Raw genomic sequence first — 16,490 nt, 5'->3', positions numbered from 1 at the left:
CAACCCCGGCGCCCTTCGGCGCCCCGTCCCTCACAGAAAGCCTGCCTGTCCTACCTTGGAAACCACCAACACCGCCGCCCCTGTCCCCGCCGCAGTCCTCCGCGACGTCGAGAAGCGTATGAGCGGGCTCGCCCGATTCGCTGGCGTTGATCATCGGATCGCCCCGAACGCATTCCGCAAGCCCTTCTCCCATAAGAATTGGCGGGCGCTCCCCGAGGACATTCGCTTACAGAACATCCGCGCGCGGCTGACCGAGCAGATCGCAGGGCAACACGCCGAGCGCAGTAGCCGCCCCGCCGAACCCAAGGCCGCAGAAGCCAAAGCCAAGACCGCAGAACCCTCCCCAATCCAGGCGAGCCGTTACCTAGTGCCATGCGCCGACGGGTGCGGCAAATTCCACCCGGCGAGGAATGCCAAGCCGGTCTTGATCATGTGCCGCAACCGGCGTGCGGACCTGAAGCCACGCCCAGCAGACCGAGGCGACAAGACTATCGAGGAGAAACTCGCGCAGTTACGCCGGAGCCAGTCGTCGAGGGACTGACCTCACTCGCGACCTCATGTAAACACGGGGACCTGAACGAGGCGCCTTCGCTGTCCGGCGTCGGCGCCTCGGCCCCTGGGGGGTGACTCCTCCTCCGGCCCCTCTTCTTCTCCCGATAAGGCATAGCTCGAAACGCCAAGCGTGCGTCCCGCGTTTTTTGAAAAAAACACTCTGCCGTGTCCCCGGCGACCTCCGAAAGGACCATTCCGTGACTAATTCCCAGGCCCGCACGGGCAACAGTAACGCCTACGGCCCAAACAGGGCCAAGAAGAAGAAATCCGACGAGCTCCCCGAGTGGTTCAAGAGCGCCCGCAAGCGGTATGGCACCGCAATGACACTCCACCAGTCGCGCGGCCACTACAGCAAGCACAATGGCAAGTACATCGCCGCCGAGGGGCGCGTGAGCATCTACATGCCTGCCGACTATCGCAAGATCAAAGACCCAACTAAGCCGATCGTCGTGAACACTCCCGACGGCGCTTTCGAGGTTCGAGATCCTCTGACAGCTCACGCCTTCGCTGCCCGCGCTACTGCCAAAATCCATGACGCCGAGCGGGCCCGCCGACTGGCGGCAGCCCCCGCCCCGCTGCTCCTCTCCGCCCTCCACCGTGCATCCAAGCCCTATAGGAGTACACATGATTAACGAAATTCCCGCCCATCTCGGCGCCGCTGGCCGTAGCCTTTACGTCGCCGCCGTGGAGGAGTTCGAGCTAAGCCTTCCTGAACTCGCCGCCTTGCTCCAGGCCGCCGAAACGATCGATACCTTGCGAATCATCGAGGACGAGATCCGCAAGACCGGCCCGGTACTGCCGACAGGCAAGCCCTCGCCGCTCCTCAGTGAAGCCCGCCAGCAACGTGCGATCTTGGTCCGCCTCCTGGGCCTCCTCGATCTCCGCCTAGACGAGGAGGAAGCGCCAGGAGAAAACGGCGTCCGCCCCTCTGTTTCCCGCGCCGCCCGTAAGGCCGCCCGCGCCCGCTGGAGCAAGTAAATGGCTAGACGCAAGCAAGCACCCGCTCCACCACTCAGCTCAGCGTCGCTAGCGTCCCTGGCCCCGCTGAAACTCAGCCCCACCGAGGTCGCCGCAGCAGGAACCGTTCGGGCAGCAGCGGACGCGGTCCGTGCTCTCCCGCTTCACGGGGCGAGCTGGGAAGCCGCACGAGCGACTCGCCAAGAATCACCCCTAGCCCAGCATATTGCAGCAGCGGCAAGCCTTGTCCGGCGCACTGCCGAAGCCCATGCCCTAAAAACTTCCACCGCGTCCAAAGCACCATGAAAGGACCAACACAATGCCTATAGCCCCTGAAACCAAAGAATGCGCTCACTGTGGTCCGCGCCTGGTGTCCCAGTTCCGGCGACGGGCCGGTGGGCGACGAAACTCAATTTGCCGCCGCTGCACAAAGCTCAACACCCGCCGCTCGCGTTGGGAATCTCGCCGACAGAGCGGCTAGAAGCCGCTGTAACAAAAGGCCCCTCCACAACCTAGGAACCTACTTCCTAGTCTGCGAGAGGGGCCTTTTCTCATTTCTCAGCAGGCACTTCAGGACATGCCGCGCTCTGCGGACGCTCCATGCTCTTCACGAAGGACCGAAGTGCCGGAAGGGCCGGAAGATCGACCCAAAGGTTGGACGAATTGGGGGAAACCGAGGCCCCGCCGACTCTGAAGGCGTCATAGTCGAGCGCGTCAAAGATGGGCGCAAGAGCTGCCGCCTTTGCCGCCGAAAGGTGTCCAACCTTGCGACCTTTGCCATAGACGGCGACGGCGTCCGCGTCCCATTCGTTCTTGGGCTCTCGCAGCAAGAGATACTCCGTGCCGCCATGCTTCGCCCGCCCAGCATCAGGAACCCAGTACGACAAGCCAACGATCCGAGTCCGCGTTGACTTGATCCCCGTCAGATCCAGGATCGACAAAGCATCCTTCGGCAATAAAACCTTCTTCACCCTCGGCGCAGACCGTTCTTTCGATTCTCTCTCGGAGAGCTCTGCGTGATTGCCACTCGGAAGCGGCACAGCTACTTGTGTCGGCTCTGACGTACGGACCATGGGCGACTCTGACAGCGCTGTTAAATCGACATCTGCGGGCTCCCGGCTTACCTCGGCGGCTCCGCGTTCCACGCGCGCAAGGTCTGTACCGTGGACTGACGAGCGCCCCCAAAATCGTCTAATAAATCCCATGAGCGAAGCCTATAGCTCTTACGTCAACGGGCTGACCATCATGACCCGGATAGCTTCTGGGTCATCCCTAATCATCTGCCGCAACGAGCCAGACGATGTGCGCTGCCAACGGACTCCGCTGCCGTCGCTGAATTGCACTTCACGCTCGGGATGGTAGAGGTGTCCATCATAGGGCCGCTCGACCTGCCGTTCCCCGCCCGCTTCAATCGCTTGCCACGTATGAACGAGATCAACTCTGCCCGTTAGAGATCCGTCCTCTGGGTTGATCTCTCTGCGGGCCACGATGACCCTGGAAATCGGTTCGTCTCCCCCGTTGTGTACCCTCCACACCAAAGGAGGAGGTTGCGGGAGGTTAACGTCAGCCTTGGCTTTATCGGACGGCTCGACAACGATTGTCACTTGCGCGGCGAGTCTCCGCCGTGCCACAGTAAGTGCTTCCTCACGCTGCTTGGCATACTCCGCACGCTCATTCGCTGCGGCTTCACGGTCAGCTTTCGCTTCGAGACGCTCCTCCGCCAAACGCTTCCCGTCTCTACGACCCAAGTGAAGCGCCAGCATGACGGCACTAATGGTTCCTATCGCTGCCAACCAATCAGGAACCGACCCCCAATCCCAATCCAAGTTTTGCTCCTTCTTCGATGTCAACGTCCAACCTAGATAACCACGCCGCCCACGTTCCGCGTGCAGTAGGACCCGTCAGGATAGACCTGAACCTGAAACCCCTCCCCACGTGTGCTTTCGTCGTATGACGCCGTGCCGACACTTCGTGGTTACCAGTCCGCTAATAGACTTGGTCGACACTGCACAGCGCGCAAATAATAAGGGGGATCACATGAAGGTACTGCTCAAGGGCGAATGGGAAGCCGGGGCAGAGCTTGGCCGTGGGACGTTTGGATACGTTCTCGAAGCTATTGGACCAAACAACGAGGTCGGTGCTCTAAAGTTCATCCCTAAGACCGCTGGTGCTGAACGCGAGATGCTCTTCGAGACGAGGCTCGACGGTGCCAAGAATGTCGTTCCTGTCGTAGATTCGGGAGAGGACGCAGATAACTGGATTATTGCCATGCCGAAGGCGGAACACTCACTCCGCGACGAGATAAACAAGGGGCCAATGGACCTGTCCGCGGCTAAGAAAGTCTTGGAGGACGTGACTGACGGGCTCGCCGACATTAAGGCACGTGGGGTTATTCACCGGGATCTGAAACCGGAAAACATCCTGTTGATAAATGGTTCTTGGTGCCTCGCCGACTTTGGCATTGCACGCTACGCTGAAGCCGCAACGGCAGCTGCCGGGACACACAAATATTCGTGGACGCCAGCCTACGCTGCTCCCGAACAGTGGAGGCTGGAGCACGCGACCCCCGCTACGGACATGTACGCTCTAGGCGTTATGGCCTACGAGCTTGTTACTGGAGCCCGGCCGTTCATCGGAGACGCCGCCGCACTCCGTGAAGCCCATCTCCACGACGCCATCCCGGCGTCCACCGCGCCTAAAAAACTAGCTTGGCTTATCGAGGAGTGTCTCGCGAAGGCCCCGGCATCACGTCCCTCCCCTTCCGAGTTTCGTAAGCGCCTTGACCTGTCGTTCAAGGAGCAAACTTCTGCTGGACTCGCACTCCTGCAGGAGGCCAACCAAGCCGAGGCACAAAAGCAGGCCGAACTGGCCCGCCAGCGCTCTGCCGCCAAAACAGAACAGGAACGACAGTCCGCCCTCGCTGACGCAGGCATTCATGCGTTCAAGCGGCTCTCGGCAGAGTTCTTGGAGGTTCTGACAGAGAATGCCCCAGGCAGCAAAGTCGCTGAAGGAAAGGACGGCAGCTGGCAAATTACCCTCAACAATGCACGCCTTCGCTTAGCCCCACCCAGCCGCACGTTGGGTTCTTGGGAGAAGGGCTACTACGTCCCATCGTTCGAGGTAGTCGCCGCCTCTAATTTGACGCTCGAATGCCTATCGCCGGTCCGAGGTTACAGAGGTAGGGCCCACTCGCTGTGGTTCGGCGATATACAAGCAGCGGATGACTACGGTTGGTTTGAGACGGCATTCATCCAGACCATCTTCATGCGAGACAGCCAACCCGCCGTTCACCCCTACGACTTGCCGCCCACGAGCGATGGAGCAAACGCTATCTTCGGTCAAAACGAGCATCAACATGCCTGGCCGTTCATGAAAGTCGATCACTACGACTTGTCCGAGTTCTCCGACCGTTGGGCTGCGTGGTTTGCAATGGCCTCTCAGGGACGGCTTGGGTCTCCACACATGCTCCCCGAACGTCGTCCTGAAAATAGTTGGCGAAGCAAGTAATCCGCACTGATTTCCCGAGTCGGCCGGTCTGAGTTGCTAAAATGCGAGCGACTCATACCGTGCCGACTTTTCGTTTCTGCCTGCTAATTCTCCAAGCAGCAAGAGGACCTTTTGGCTTCTGGCCGTGATTAAGGCGAAGCTCTCGAACGCACCACTGATGTCGCCTCCCTCTGCGTTTCTGGCACTCTGAGGCAGATCGCTGTGATCCTAAACATCAGGACTATTCTTCTAATTATGATTGACCCCGTCTACGAACTTAGCTGGCCGCGATCGCTCTTTGAGTGGGAAGCCCGGCAAATTTTGAACGTCAGCGGTTCCGATAAGTGGGTCAAGATGGTTGAGCACCTCCTTGCAGAGGCGTTCCACGACGCTAGCGTTGCTGAGTCGTTTGCTCGAAGGTTTGCAGTGACTACATCCAGCTGGGGATCGTCGTTTGACATGCATGAAGACGATGCCCGTACCTGGCTGAAAGCTCTTCTGCGCGATGAAGCGCGGTTGCGTCCATACAAAGAACCCGTCTATTGGGCCGAGCGCAACTCTAACGACGGCTCGGTGGACGTCCCGCAGCTGGACTTTACATTTCCTAGGGCGTTCCTGGATCTGGTCGAGACCTTCCAGCAAACAGGCTATTTCCCGAAGGTTCTTCCCGCATTCTGCGTTGACGAATACAACGACTACTCGGAAAGTTTTCGCCTAGCGCTCAGGCGAGCAACGAAAATCGAGATCCCCTGGCCCCTGAGTCCTGATGAAATCGAACAGCTACCTGACGCGGCCCTTTACTCTCTGATCGAATACCTTCACGATCAGGCAGCTCGGCCGCGCACGACGTGGTATCACGAGCACGCAGACTGCGGCCTACATTATGAGGACTTCAACCCCGCCTCCGGACAGATCGTCTACCGCTGGCGCGTAAACGGCCTGCTTGAGGCTCACAACCTCCCGCTGCGCCTTGGCTCATCCGACGAAGAACGTGGGCGGCTCATTCGGCATTTCAACTCGCCCCTTGACGACCTCGCGGCTGAGCAGATATCCCGCCGGGCTGCAGTCCCGCGCGACGAAGTAGCCCACGCTGTGAGAATGTACCGGCATCGGAGCGCAACACTCACTGACAAACGAGCGGCAATCACTCTTCTGTTCGGCGAACTGGAGCCCAGAAAAGAAGTGATTGAAAAGAAGATCTCCTCGAAGGATGCAAACGATCTGTTCCACATTGCGAACAAGTTCACGTTCCGTCACCGCGACAAGGCCCAGAAGTCAGAATACGGAGAAGAGTTCCTCGACTGGATCTTTTGGACGAACCTAGCAACCGTCAGACTCCTCGACGAGATCGATTCCCGTGCAGTCGGCGGAGACTAGGTATGGAGCTGGGCTGCTAGCAAGCAAATACCGAATAGCTCAAAGCTACGCTAGGAATTCTCGTAGCGCATGTCGATCACGCCGGTGCCCATCTCGATCCTGCTGGTCCTTGCCGCGATCGCGGCGAGCAGCGGGAACGGGGACGCTTGCTGCCGGGCAAAGTGGTGCACACGGAAGAACGCTCCATCGATCCCCAGTTCCTCTGCGGCCACGGCCAGTTCGATGCCCTGCTTGATTGCTTCGCCGGCCGACGGCACCAGCGAGCCAGGGACGCGTGCCCAATGGCCGAAGGAAAGGAAGCCGATCCGTTTGTTGTGCATGTCCGGGACAACTCTTGAGGCGGCCCAGGAATTCCTCGCGAAGAAACTTATCCAGCGCGTCGGTAGTGCATGGCGACCGCGCCGTTGCTGAGCGGCTGCGCCGAGATCAGCTCAAGTCGCCGGGTACTGGGCAGTCCGCCTTGGTACAGGGTTGGGCCGTGCCCCGCGATCATGGGGTGGACGAGGAATTTGTACTCGTCGATCAGGTCCAGCCGGTCCAGCGCTGTGGCGAGTTTGCCGCTGCCGAGAAGCACTCCGCGGGGAGTCCGATCTTTGAGCTCCTGCACCGCCGTGCGCAGGTCACCGACGACGTGGTGGCTGTTTGTCCACGGGAACTCGCTCCGCGTCGCCGAGACGACGTACTTCGGCTTGGTCTCCAACTTGAGCGCCCACTCGCGCATCGCCGGCGGGGCATCGACGTCGCCGCGGGCCACCGCTGGCCAAGCGCTCTCCATCATCTCGTAGGTGGTGCGCCCCCAGAGCATCGCGCCGCTCTCGTCCAAGAGACGGGTGAAGTGGGCGTGCGTTTCGTCGTCCGCGATGCCCTCCCGGTGGTCCACACAACCGTCCAAGGTGAAGTTGATGCTGAACGTTAGAAGGCCCATGCGCCGATTCTAGGCCCCCAAAAGCAACGCGGGGTCAGTTACGGCCCATGTTTGGCTTCAACATCGGCCGTATCTGACCCCGCGTTGCTTTAAGGACTAATCCCTAGCGGCTGCTCCCCGCCAGCAAACCACGACGCTGGAGGAGGCGCTTCTCAATCGGGCCGAAGACGAGGAGCTCGATCAGGATGCCCACGGCCAGGATCAACAGGATCGCAGACATGACCACGGCCATGTCTGACAACGCACGTCCTTGGTCAAGCAGGGAGCCCAGGCCGAAGCCAATAGTGCCACCCACGGCGATGATTTCCGCGGCCATCAACGAGCGCCAGGAGAAAGCCCACCCCTGCTTCAGCCCGCCGATGTATCCGGGAAGTGCTGCAGGAAGGACGATCTGCAGGGCCATTTGCAGCCGGTTCGCACCCAGGACGGTGCCCACGCTGCGGTACTGCGGTGGGATCTGGTCAACACCGGAGATCAGGCCATTGATGATCGAGGGAATGGCACCCATGAGGACTACGAAGTACACGGTGCCGTCGGTCAGGCCGAACCAGATGATCGCTGCAGGAACCCAAGCCACGGACGGCAACACCTGGAGCCCGGAAATCAGTGGCCCAAACGCACGGCGGAGAGGAGCAACCTGCGCCAACAACAAGCCCACAGGCGTAGCAACCACAACCGAAATCAGGAAGCCGACCAAGCCACGCTGCAGGGACGTCCATACCGATTCCTGGACCTTGCCTTCGCCCCAGAGCGTCACGAGTTGGTTCAGCACATCAAGGGGCCCGGGTACCTGGTCACGGCGCTTGAGGCCAAGGGAAACGTAGAACTGCCAGACGAGGACGAGTACAACCAACGCTGCGATCGGTAGCAGCACGCGCTTCCAATCGATGCCTGCTTTGCGTGCGGCGTCGGACTGGAGGTTGTCCAGGCCCGCTTCGAGGTCGCGGAGTTCGGAGGGGTTGCCCTTCAGGGACGGCGACGTAATGTGCTCGCTGGATTCGCTCACGGGAAGGGTCCGCTCTTGGGTGGTGGTGGGGTTACTTGGCATGGCGGCGGATCTCCTCGCGTAGCCGGCGGGTAATGACTCCGGTCAGCTCCCCAGCGCGACCAGCATCGGTTCGGTGTTCCTCGGTGACATCCCATTCCGCTACGACACGACCCGGACGCGAGGACAACAGCAGCACCCGCTGGCCCAAGCGGACAGCCTCACGAACGTTGTGCGTCACAAACACGATGGTGCGGCCGGTTTCCTTCCAGATCCGCTCGAGTTCGTCGTGAAGGAGGTCGCGGGTAATCGCATCAAGTGCCGCGAAAGGCTCGTCCATCAACAGCAGCTGCCGGTCCTGCGCCAGCGACCGTGCCAAAGCAACACGCTGCCGCATGCCACCGGATAGTTCGTGCGGACGCTTGTCGCCAGCACCGCCGAGGTGGACCAGCTCCAGCAGTTCCGTTGCCCGTGCGCGGCGGCTGGCCTTGGTGCTGGACTTGTCAGCCAGCTGAAGTGCGAGCTCGATGTTGCCTCGCGCCGTCAACCATGGGAACAGTGCCGAGTCCTGGAACATGAAAGCCGCGCCGTCGCTGGGCACCTCAAGAGCGCCCGACGTCGGATGCTCAAGTCCCGCCATGATGTTCAGCAGTGTGGACTTGCCGCAGCCGGACGCACCGAGGAGGGCAACGAACTCGCCCTTCGCGATGGTGGCATTGACGTCGTCCAGCACCGGGGCGCCGTCGCCGAAGCGCTTGCCCAGGTTCTCGAGTACGACTGGCATGGTCCCGTCCTTCGTGTTGATGTGGTGGAGCTGATGTGGCTGAAGGCTGGCCCGCTCCCCCACCCGTGTTTCGGAGGGGAAGCAGACCAGCCGTTTGGTGCTTAGTCCTGGCCGAGACCTGCAGCGGAGGTCTTCTTACCCTCTACTTCGTTCAAGGCCCGGAGGTCGAAGATGCCGTTGATATCGGCAGCCTTGGTGGTGCCAGCATCTACGCCGTCCTGCAGGAGCTTTTTGTATGTTCCGGCGAGCGGGTCCGTGGTGAAGGTGATGTTCTTCAGCGCTCGGTCGATCACGTTGGCGGGGAGCGGCTTTCCGGCCGTGTCCTTGAGGACAGCATTGATAGTGCTCGCCTTCTCCTCTGGAGTTGCGGAGTTTAGCCAATTCACGGATTCAACATGGCCCTTGAGCAGTGCCTTCACAGTTTCCGGATGCTCAGCGGCGAACTTCTTGTTCACGATCAGGATGGTGGTGGTGAATTCGCCCTTGTCCCACAGGTCCTTCTCGTCAACCAGGACTTTCGCGCCTGCTTCCAGGACCAAACGGGAGGCCCACGGCTCAGGCAACCACGCGCCGTCGAGCTTTCCGTCCTGGAAGAGCTTCAGTGTCTGTGCGTTTTCGGTCGGGTTGATCGTGACGTCGCCGCTGCCGTCCGGGTTGGTCTTGTAGCCCTGGTGACCCAACCAAGAGCGGAGAGCAACGTCCTGGGTGCCGCCAAGCTGCGGCGAGGCGAGGACCTTGCCCTTGAGGTCGGCCGCGGAGTTGATGCCGGGCTTGACCACCAATTGCGCTCCGCCTGCTGCTGCGCCAGCGATGATGCTGACGGACTCGCCGTTGCTCTTGACGAAGGAGTTGATGGCCGGGTTCGGACCGATGTACGTGGCGTCGATAGCGCCGGCGTTCAAAGCCTCGATCGCGGCAGGGCCTGCGTTGAAGATCTGGGTGCTGAGCTTGGTATCGCCGAGGTCCTTGGCGATGATGCCCTTGCTGATGCCTACCAGGGCCGGGGCGTGCGTCACGTTGCTGAAGTAGCCAAGCTTGAGCTCAGCAGCGGGCGACGTCGTGGGAGCCGGAGCGGCCTCGTTGCTGCGGGAGACGGCAGAGGCAACCGCAGCGCCTGCACCGATCAGCAGGACAAGGCCGACGGCCACGCCGATCTCAAGGGCGCGGCGGCGCTTGGGCTTGTTGGTCTCACCGGCGACGATGCGGATGGTGCCGGAATCGGGCTTCTGTGACTCGGGGGTGTTTGCCATGGGGAGGTCCTAATGAGATGTGGGATGCGAAGGGGCGAAGATCAGGCCCCGTGACATCGCCCGCTCGGGGCAAGGAAGGACCATTCCGGAAAGGTCATGCCTTCACAGTAGGGACTGTCATATTTCGGCTTCAATCCCACAGAAACCAACGTTCACGCAGGGTCACGTGACGTCATATTCGGCGTCAGGCCTTCAATGTTGCGCGGGGTTGTGCGGCACTTGCGTTCACGAAGGGTCACGTGGCGTCATGGTGGCGGCGAGCTTCAGGATGTCCTGCGGCGTCGTGCGGCAGCAGCCACCGATCAGCCGGGCTCCCCGCTCGCGCCAATCGGGGGCATTCCCGGCAAGAGTGGTTGTGCCCAGGCCGCCCTCGGAAGGACCCCACGTCTTCGTGACGGCGTCGTAGGTCTCCCCCGAGTTCGGGTAGGCGACCAACGGTTTGTCCGCGAACCCGCTCAGCGTCCCAAGAGCGGGCGTCACCAGTTCCAACGGCACGCAGTTAACCCCGACGGCGGCCACCCGCGGCTCCGCGCGGAGCAGCGCAGCCACTTCAGCCAGGGGCGTTCCATCGCTGATGTGTTCCGCGTCCCGCAGGGTGAACGTAAACCAGGATTCGACGTCGAACTCCGCCACGAGCGCCAGCAGGGCCTCCGCTTCGGCGAACGACGGCAGTGTCTCGCACGCCAGGAAATCAGCCCCGGCTTCCACAAGGGCGGCAATACGTGGACGGTGGAAATCCATGAACTCCGCGGTGCTCAGCGTGTAGTCCCCCCGGTATTCCGAGCCATCAGCAAGGTAGGCACCGTACGGTCCCACGGACCCGGCCACGAGAAGAGGGCCGCTGGAAGGGTTCGCCTCGGCATGTTCGCGTCGTGCCTCGTCGGCCAGCCGCACGCTCCGCGCCACCAACTCCAGCGACTCCTCCATCGAAAGCCCGCGCCTCGCGAACCCTTGGGGAGTGGCCTGATAGCTGGCCGTAATGGCCACGGAGGCACCGGCGTCGAAATAATCCCGGTGGACCTGCTTGACCAGGTGTGGCTGCTCCAGCAGGACCTTGGCCGACCACAATGCGTCCTCAAGATCGCAGCCGTGGGCCTCCAATTCCGTGGCGAGGGCCCCGTCAAGGACGAGGTCTTCGCCGGAGTCCAACAGGGTGCTGAGTGCTGTGTTCTGGGGCATGTAGTGATCTTCCTGCTAAATCGCTCAATGAAAAAACCGCAGCTTGTTCGAAATCCCCGCCGTACAAGGCCGGGAATTTCGAACAAGCTGCGGTCTATCTGACTCTTCGACCTTAGATGACGTAGCGCTCGTCTTCGTGATCGCCAGGGTGGTCCTTGACCAGACCGGCGGCAAGGGTGTTGCCGTCGACCGGGTCGATCACCAGGAAGGCGCCCGTACGGCGGTGGTGCAGGTAGTTCTCCAGCGGCAACGGAGCCGCCAGGCGAAGCTGGGCATGTCCGATGTCGTTGAGCTCAAGGCTTGAGGCGGGCTCCACGTTGAACGTGGCCAGGTCCAGCTTGCCGGTGACGTTGCGAACCAGGGCCTGGACCGTGCGCGTACCGTGCTTCACCAGAACCTTCTGGCCTTCACGCAGAGGCTTGGGCGAGAGCCAGCACAGCGACGCGTACAGGTCAGCCGTGCTTTCGCGGACCGTGCCTGCGGCAGCGATGGTGTCGCCACGGGCAATGTCGATCTCGTCAGCCAAACGAACGGCAACCGACTGCGGAGCAGCCGCTTCCTGAAGTTCCTTGCCGGCGAAGTCGATGCCAGTAATCCGGGTAATGCGCGGCTCGTGGCCAGGGCTCAGCACAGTGACTTCGTCGCCAACCTTGACGGAGCCCTCGGTGATCTGGCCAGCGTAGGCACGGTAATCACGGTAGGCCTCGACGTCCAAGCCACCAGCCACAGCATCAGGCGCCAGGGCACCCTGCGGACGGATCACCAGCTGCACTGGGAAGCGGAAGCTCTCCAGTTCTGCCTCAAGCTCATCGGCTGCCGGGAGGGTTTCCAGGACCTCAAGCAGGGCAGGACCGGTGTACCAAGGAGTGCGCTCGGAGCGCTCCACCACGTTGTCGCCATCCAGTGCCGATACGGGAACAACCAGCAGGTCAGCCACGCCATCGGACCCAAGACCCAGCTCGCGGGCAACCTTCTGCACATCAGTTTCGATGTCGCGGAACACCTGCTCGCTGAAGTCAACGAGGTCGATCTTGTTCACCGCCACAATGACGTGGGCAACGCGCAGCAACTGCAGCACGGACAGGTGCCGGCGGGTCTGCTCAAGAACACCCTTGCGGGCGTCAATAAGTACGACGACGGCATCCGCAGTGGACGCACCGGTCACCGTGTTCTTGGTGTACTGAACGTGGCCGGGGCAGTCCGCCAGGATGAAGCTCCGGCGATCCGTGGCGAAGTAGCGGTACGCGACGTCGATCGTGATGCCTTGCTCGCGCTCGGCACGCAGGCCATCGGTCAGGAGGGCGAGGTCAATCCCACCCTTGTCCCCACCAAAGCCGCGGTCGGCAGAAGTGCGGGCAACGGCGTCGAGCGTGTCAGCAAGAATCGCCTTCGAATCGTGAAGGAGGCGGCCCACCAAAGTGGACTTGCCGTCGTCCACGGATCCGGCAGTGGCGAAGCGGAAAAGCGTGGACGGAAGCGGCGCGGACTCCAGTCCGGCCTGCAGGAATGCGGTTTCGGTGCTCATTTAGAAGTAGCCGTCCTTCTTGCGGTCTTCCATGGCTGCCTCGGAGATGCGGTCATCTGCGCGGGTGGCGCCACGTTCGGTCAGGGTGGAGGCAGCGACTTCAACTACGACGTCGGCCACGGTGTAGGCGTCGGACTCGACGGCACCGGTGCAGGACATGTCGCCCACCGTGCGGTAGCGGACAGTCTTGGTGATGACGTCCTCGTGCGGGAGCGGCTGGGAAACCTCGCCCACAGCGCGCCACATGCCGTCACGGGCGAAGACCTCGCGCTCGTGGGCGTAGTAGAGGCCGGGCAGCTCGATGTTCTCGCGCTCGATGTAGCGCCAGATGTCCAGCTCGGTCCAGTTGCTGATGGGGAACGCGCGGACGTGCTGGCCCACCGTGTGGCGGCCGTTGTACAGGTTCCACAGCTCAGGGCGCTGGTTGCGCGGGTCCCACTGGCCGAACTCGTCACGGAGGCTCAGGATGCGCTCCTTGGCGCGGGCCTTGTCCTCATCACGACGGCCGCCGCCGAACACGGCGTCGAACTTGTTGCGCTGGATGGCATCAAGCAGCGGAACGGTCTGCAACGGGTTGCGGGTGCCATCGGCACGTTCGGCCAGCTCGCCGCGGTCAATGAACTCCTGGACCGAACCAACAACCAGCTTCAGGCCGAGGCGCTCAACAGTGCGGTCGCGGAACTCCAGGACCTCCGGGAAGTTGTGGCCCGTGTCCACATGCAGGACCGGGAAAGGAACCTTGCCTGGCCAGAAAGCCTTGGTGGCCAGGTGCAGCATGACCACGGAGTCCTTGCCGCCGGAGAACAGCAGTGCGGGCTTCTCGAACTCGGCAACCACTTCACGGATGATATGGATCGCTTCGGACTCGAGGGTGTCCAGGCTGCTCAGGCGTTGAGCTGAAGGGGCGTCGACTGCCGCTGCAACTTCCACTGTGGACTCCTCTGTTGTGTACGTGCTCATGTGTGTAGTCCGCATTCTGTCTTGTCGGATCCTGCCCAGCGGCCTGCGCGGGGGTCTTCACCCGGGGCCACTTTGCGGGTGCAGGGCTGGCAGCCGATTGACGGGTAGCCCTGGCTCAGGAGGGGGTTGACGGGAAGGATGTTGTCCTCGGAGTACTCGACCAGCTGGTCGAAGGTCCAGTCGACCATCGGGTTAACTTTGACCAGGCCAAAGCCCTCGTCCCAAGTGATCACCGGCGTGTTGGTGCGGGTGGGTCCTTCGTCGCGGCGAACACCGGTGAACCACACTTCGTAGCCGGCAAGCGAGCGGCGCAGCGGCTCTACCTTGCGCAGCGCGCAGCACTGGGCGGGGTCGCGGGCGAACAGGTCCTTGCCCAGCAGGCGGTCCTGCTGTTCAACGGTGTTCTCCGGGAGCACGTCCACCACGTTGACACGCAGGTTCGCCGCTACTTCGTCGCGGGTCTCGTACGTTTCCTTGAAGTGGTAGCCGGTCTCCAGGAACAACACGTCGACGCCGGGAAGCTGGTCCGCGACCAAGGCCGGAAGAACGGCGTCGGCCATGGAGCAAGCCACGGTTACTGCGGGGAGCTCAAAGTTCCGTGCTACCCAGGCGATGACATCGCGGGCGGGCGCGTTCCAGCCAAGCTCTGCAGCTCCGGCTTCGGCCAGTGCCTTGAGTTCTTCGTTGGACCGCTTGAGGGCTGTCGTCACTGGAGGTCTCCTTCATCTGCGGAGTGTGCCCACTCAGCGAAGGTCTGGCCCTCGGCGCCAACAGCGACGAACTTGCGGACCACACGCTCCACGTAATCAGGCAGGTCTTCGACCGTGACCTTGAGGCCGCGGACAGTACGTCCCAGGCCGGCTTCCTCACGCTCGTTGTTAGCCAGTCCGCCACCGAGGTGGACTTGGAAACCCGGGGTGGGGTCGCCGTCGGGCGTTGGCAGCATCATGCCCTTGAGGCCAATGTCCGCGGTCTGGATGCGGGCGCAGGAGTTGGGGCAGCCGTTGATGTGGAGGGAAAGTGCCTGCGGGAGCTGCTTGGTCTCCACGAGGTCGGCCAGGCGGCGTTCCAGTTCAGCAATGGCGGTTGCCGCCGTGACCTTGGTTTCTACGATGGCCAGCTTGCAGAACTCGATGCCCGTGCAGGCGATGGTGCCGCGGCGGAACACGGACGGACGGGCGGAAAGGCCCAGCGTGTCCAGTTCTGCGATGAGCGGCTCCACCTGTTCCTTGGCTACGTCCAGGATGACGAGCTTCTGGTGGGGAGTAGTGCGCAGCCGGTAACTGCCGTGCTGTTCCAGCGTGTCGGCGAGCTTCACCAAGGACTCACCGGACGTACGTCCCACGGTGGGGGTCACGCCGATGAAGAACTTGCCGTCCTTCTGCTCGTGGACGCCGATGTGGTCTCCAGGAGCCGTCGGCTTGGGAGCGGCGGGGCCGTCCGGAAGCTTGAAGCCAAGGTATTCGTCTTCCAGGATCTGGCGGAACTTGGCCGGACCCCAGTCGTTCATCAGGAACTTCAGGCGGGCCTTGGTACGCATGCGGCGGTAACCGTAGTCGCGGAAGATGCTAGTGACGCCGAGCCATACTTCAGCGGCGACGTCGGCCGAAACAAACACACCCAACCGCTCGGCCAGGCGGGGGTTGGTGGACAAGCCGCCGCCAACCCAGAGGTCGTAACCGGCACCGAGTTCGGGGTGGACAACACCCACCAGGGCAAAGTCGTTGATCTCGTGGACCACGTCCTGGGACGGGTGCCCAGTGATCGCAGTCTTGTACTTGCGAGGCAGGTTGGCCAGCTCGGGGTCGCCGATGAAACGCTCGGCGAGCTCGTGGATGAGCGGCGTGGGATCGATGATCTCGTCCTTGGCGATGCCGGCAACCGGCGAACCCAGGATGACGCGGGGAACATCACCGCAGGCCTCGGTGGTGGACAGGCCGATGGATTCAAGGCGGCGCCAGATTTCCGGCACGTCCTCCACGCGGATCCAGTGCAACTGGATGTTCTGGCGGTCCGTGAGGTCGGCCGATCCGCGGGCGAAGTCCACGGAGATCTGGCCGATAACGCGCAGCTGCTCGGTGGTCAGCGCACCGCCGTCAATGCGGACGCGAAGCATGAAGTACTTGTCTTCGAGCTCGTGCGGCTCAAGGGTCGCGGTCTTGCCGCCGTCGATCCCGGGCTTGCGCTGGGTGTACAGGCCCCACCAGCGGAAACGGCCGTGAAGGTCGGTGCCGTCGATCGAGTCGAAGCCCTCTTTGGAGTAGACAGACTCAATCCGCTCACGGACGTTCAGCCCGTTGTCTTCCTGCTTCCAGGTTTCATTGGCGTTGAGTGGCTCAGTGCCATCAACTTTCCACTGGCCGTGAGGCTTGGCGGCAGGGCGGGTGCGTGCTGGGCGCGAGGGGACTGCGGAGTCCGCGGGCGCACCGGCTACAGCTGTATCTGTCATACGTCGACTTTAGGTCTGGCCAGTTTTCGTCAGCAAAGGTCCGGAAACGCTAAGTCACCTA

At 62.0% G+C, this 16,490-nt stretch carries 16 protein-coding genes and 1 pseudogene; 5 read left to right on the top strand and 12 right to left on the bottom strand.

The genetic code is table 11. The features are described 5' to 3' along the window. Positions 1–55 precede the first annotated feature (55 nt). The 3 genes from ACFX4T_RS02200 (at position 56) to ACFX4T_RS02190 (ending at position 1,530) form a co-directional block, all read left to right on the top strand. Positions 56–541, top strand: a complete 486-nt coding sequence (locus ACFX4T_RS02200; RefSeq protein ID WP_377650653.1) for a hypothetical protein — start codon at positions 56–58, stop codon at positions 539–541. A 208-nt stretch (positions 542–749) separates the two neighbouring features. Then, positions 750–1,184: a hypothetical protein gene (locus ACFX4T_RS02195; protein ID WP_377650652.1), complete on the top strand. Its 435-nt coding sequence runs from the start codon at positions 750–752 to the stop codon at positions 1,182–1,184. Further along, positions 1,177–1,530, top strand: coding sequence for a terminase (locus tag ACFX4T_RS02190; RefSeq protein WP_377650651.1), 354 nt, complete (start codon positions 1,177–1,179; stop codon positions 1,528–1,530). Before ACFX4T_RS02195 ends, ACFX4T_RS02190 begins: the two co-directional genes overlap by 8 nt. Before the next feature lie 530 nt (positions 1,531–2,060). On the opposite strand, the gene ACFX4T_RS02185 is transcribed toward ACFX4T_RS02190, so the two are convergent. Both ACFX4T_RS02185 and ACFX4T_RS02180 read right to left on the bottom strand, forming a co-directional pair. Then, positions 2,061–2,450, bottom strand: coding sequence for an HIRAN domain-containing protein (locus ACFX4T_RS02185; protein WP_377650650.1), 390 nt, complete (start codon positions 2,448–2,450; stop codon positions 2,061–2,063). Between the two features lie 282 nt (positions 2,451–2,732). Beyond that, positions 2,733–3,335, bottom strand: a complete 603-nt coding sequence (locus tag ACFX4T_RS02180; protein ID WP_377650649.1) for a hypothetical protein — start codon at positions 3,333–3,335, stop codon at positions 2,733–2,735. Positions 3,336–3,546: 211 nt separating this feature from the next. Between ACFX4T_RS02180 and ACFX4T_RS02175 the strand changes: the two genes are divergently transcribed. Then, positions 3,547–5,016 carry a serine/threonine-protein kinase gene (locus ACFX4T_RS02175; RefSeq protein ID WP_377650648.1) on the top strand — a complete coding sequence of 490 codons (1,470 nt, stop codon included), beginning with the start codon at positions 3,547–3,549 and terminating at the stop codon, positions 5,014–5,016. A 234-nt stretch (positions 5,017–5,250) separates the two neighbouring features. Further along, positions 5,251–6,372 carry a hypothetical protein gene (locus tag ACFX4T_RS02170; RefSeq protein WP_377650647.1) on the top strand — a complete coding sequence of 374 codons (1,122 nt, stop codon included), beginning with the start codon at positions 5,251–5,253 and terminating at the stop codon, positions 6,370–6,372. A 56-nt stretch (positions 6,373–6,428) separates the two neighbouring features. Here ACFX4T_RS02170 and ACFX4T_RS02165 read toward each other — a convergent pair. The 10 genes and pseudogenes from ACFX4T_RS02165 to ACFX4T_RS02120 form a co-directional block, all read right to left on the bottom strand. Further along, positions 6,429–6,692, bottom strand: a pseudogene (locus tag ACFX4T_RS02165) (LLM class flavin-dependent oxidoreductase); the annotation flags it as partial. 47 nt (positions 6,693–6,739) lie between these two features. After that, on the bottom strand, positions 6,740–7,297 hold the full coding sequence (locus ACFX4T_RS02160) for a dihydrofolate reductase family protein (protein ID WP_223946646.1): 558 nt from the start codon (positions 7,295–7,297) through the stop codon (positions 6,740–6,742). Between the two features lie 103 nt (positions 7,298–7,400). Next, positions 7,401–8,345, bottom strand: a complete 945-nt coding sequence (locus tag ACFX4T_RS02155; protein WP_216927374.1) for an ABC transporter permease — start codon at positions 8,343–8,345, stop codon at positions 7,401–7,403. Next, positions 8,335–9,066, bottom strand: a complete 732-nt coding sequence (locus tag ACFX4T_RS02150) for an ABC transporter ATP-binding protein (protein ID WP_216927376.1) — start codon at positions 9,064–9,066, stop codon at positions 8,335–8,337. The genes ACFX4T_RS02155 and ACFX4T_RS02150 overlap by 11 nt, the downstream gene beginning before the upstream one ends. 101 nt (positions 9,067–9,167) lie before the next feature. Further along, positions 9,168–10,316 (bottom strand): ABC transporter substrate-binding protein, encoded by a 1,149-nt coding sequence (locus ACFX4T_RS02145; protein ID WP_377650646.1) that lies wholly within the window; start codon positions 10,314–10,316, stop codon positions 9,168–9,170. A 225-nt stretch (positions 10,317–10,541) separates the two neighbouring features. After that, the gene (gene mmuM / locus ACFX4T_RS02140) at positions 10,542–11,495 is read right to left on the bottom strand and encodes a homocysteine S-methyltransferase (RefSeq protein ID WP_377650645.1); all 954 of its coding nucleotides are present in this window, start codon (positions 11,493–11,495) and stop codon (positions 10,542–10,544) included. Between the two features lie 112 nt (positions 11,496–11,607). After that, the gene (locus ACFX4T_RS02135) at positions 11,608–13,020 is read right to left on the bottom strand and encodes a sulfate adenylyltransferase subunit 1 (RefSeq protein ID WP_377650644.1); all 1,413 of its coding nucleotides are present in this window, start codon (positions 13,018–13,020) and stop codon (positions 11,608–11,610) included. Next, on the bottom strand, positions 13,021–13,980 hold the full coding sequence (gene cysD, locus ACFX4T_RS02130) for a sulfate adenylyltransferase subunit CysD (RefSeq protein ID WP_223946651.1): 960 nt from the start codon (positions 13,978–13,980) through the stop codon (positions 13,021–13,023). Further along, complete coding sequence (locus ACFX4T_RS02125) at positions 13,977–14,690, bottom strand: phosphoadenylyl-sulfate reductase (protein WP_216927396.1); 714 nt, start codon at positions 14,688–14,690, stop codon at positions 13,977–13,979. The genes cysD and ACFX4T_RS02125 overlap by 4 nt, the downstream gene beginning before the upstream one ends. After that, positions 14,687–16,429 (bottom strand): nitrite/sulfite reductase, encoded by a 1,743-nt coding sequence (locus ACFX4T_RS02120; RefSeq protein WP_377650643.1) that lies wholly within the window; start codon positions 16,427–16,429, stop codon positions 14,687–14,689. Before ACFX4T_RS02120 ends, ACFX4T_RS02125 begins: the two co-directional genes overlap by 4 nt. Positions 16,430–16,490 lie beyond the last annotated feature (61 nt).

The sequence above is a fragment of the Paenarthrobacter sp. YIM B13468 genome (assembly GCF_042788025.1).
In the GTDB taxonomy this organism is placed as follows: domain Bacteria; phylum Actinomycetota; class Actinomycetes; order Actinomycetales; family Micrococcaceae; genus Arthrobacter; species Arthrobacter aromaticivorans.
This window is presented reverse-complemented; position numbering and strand designations above follow the sequence as displayed.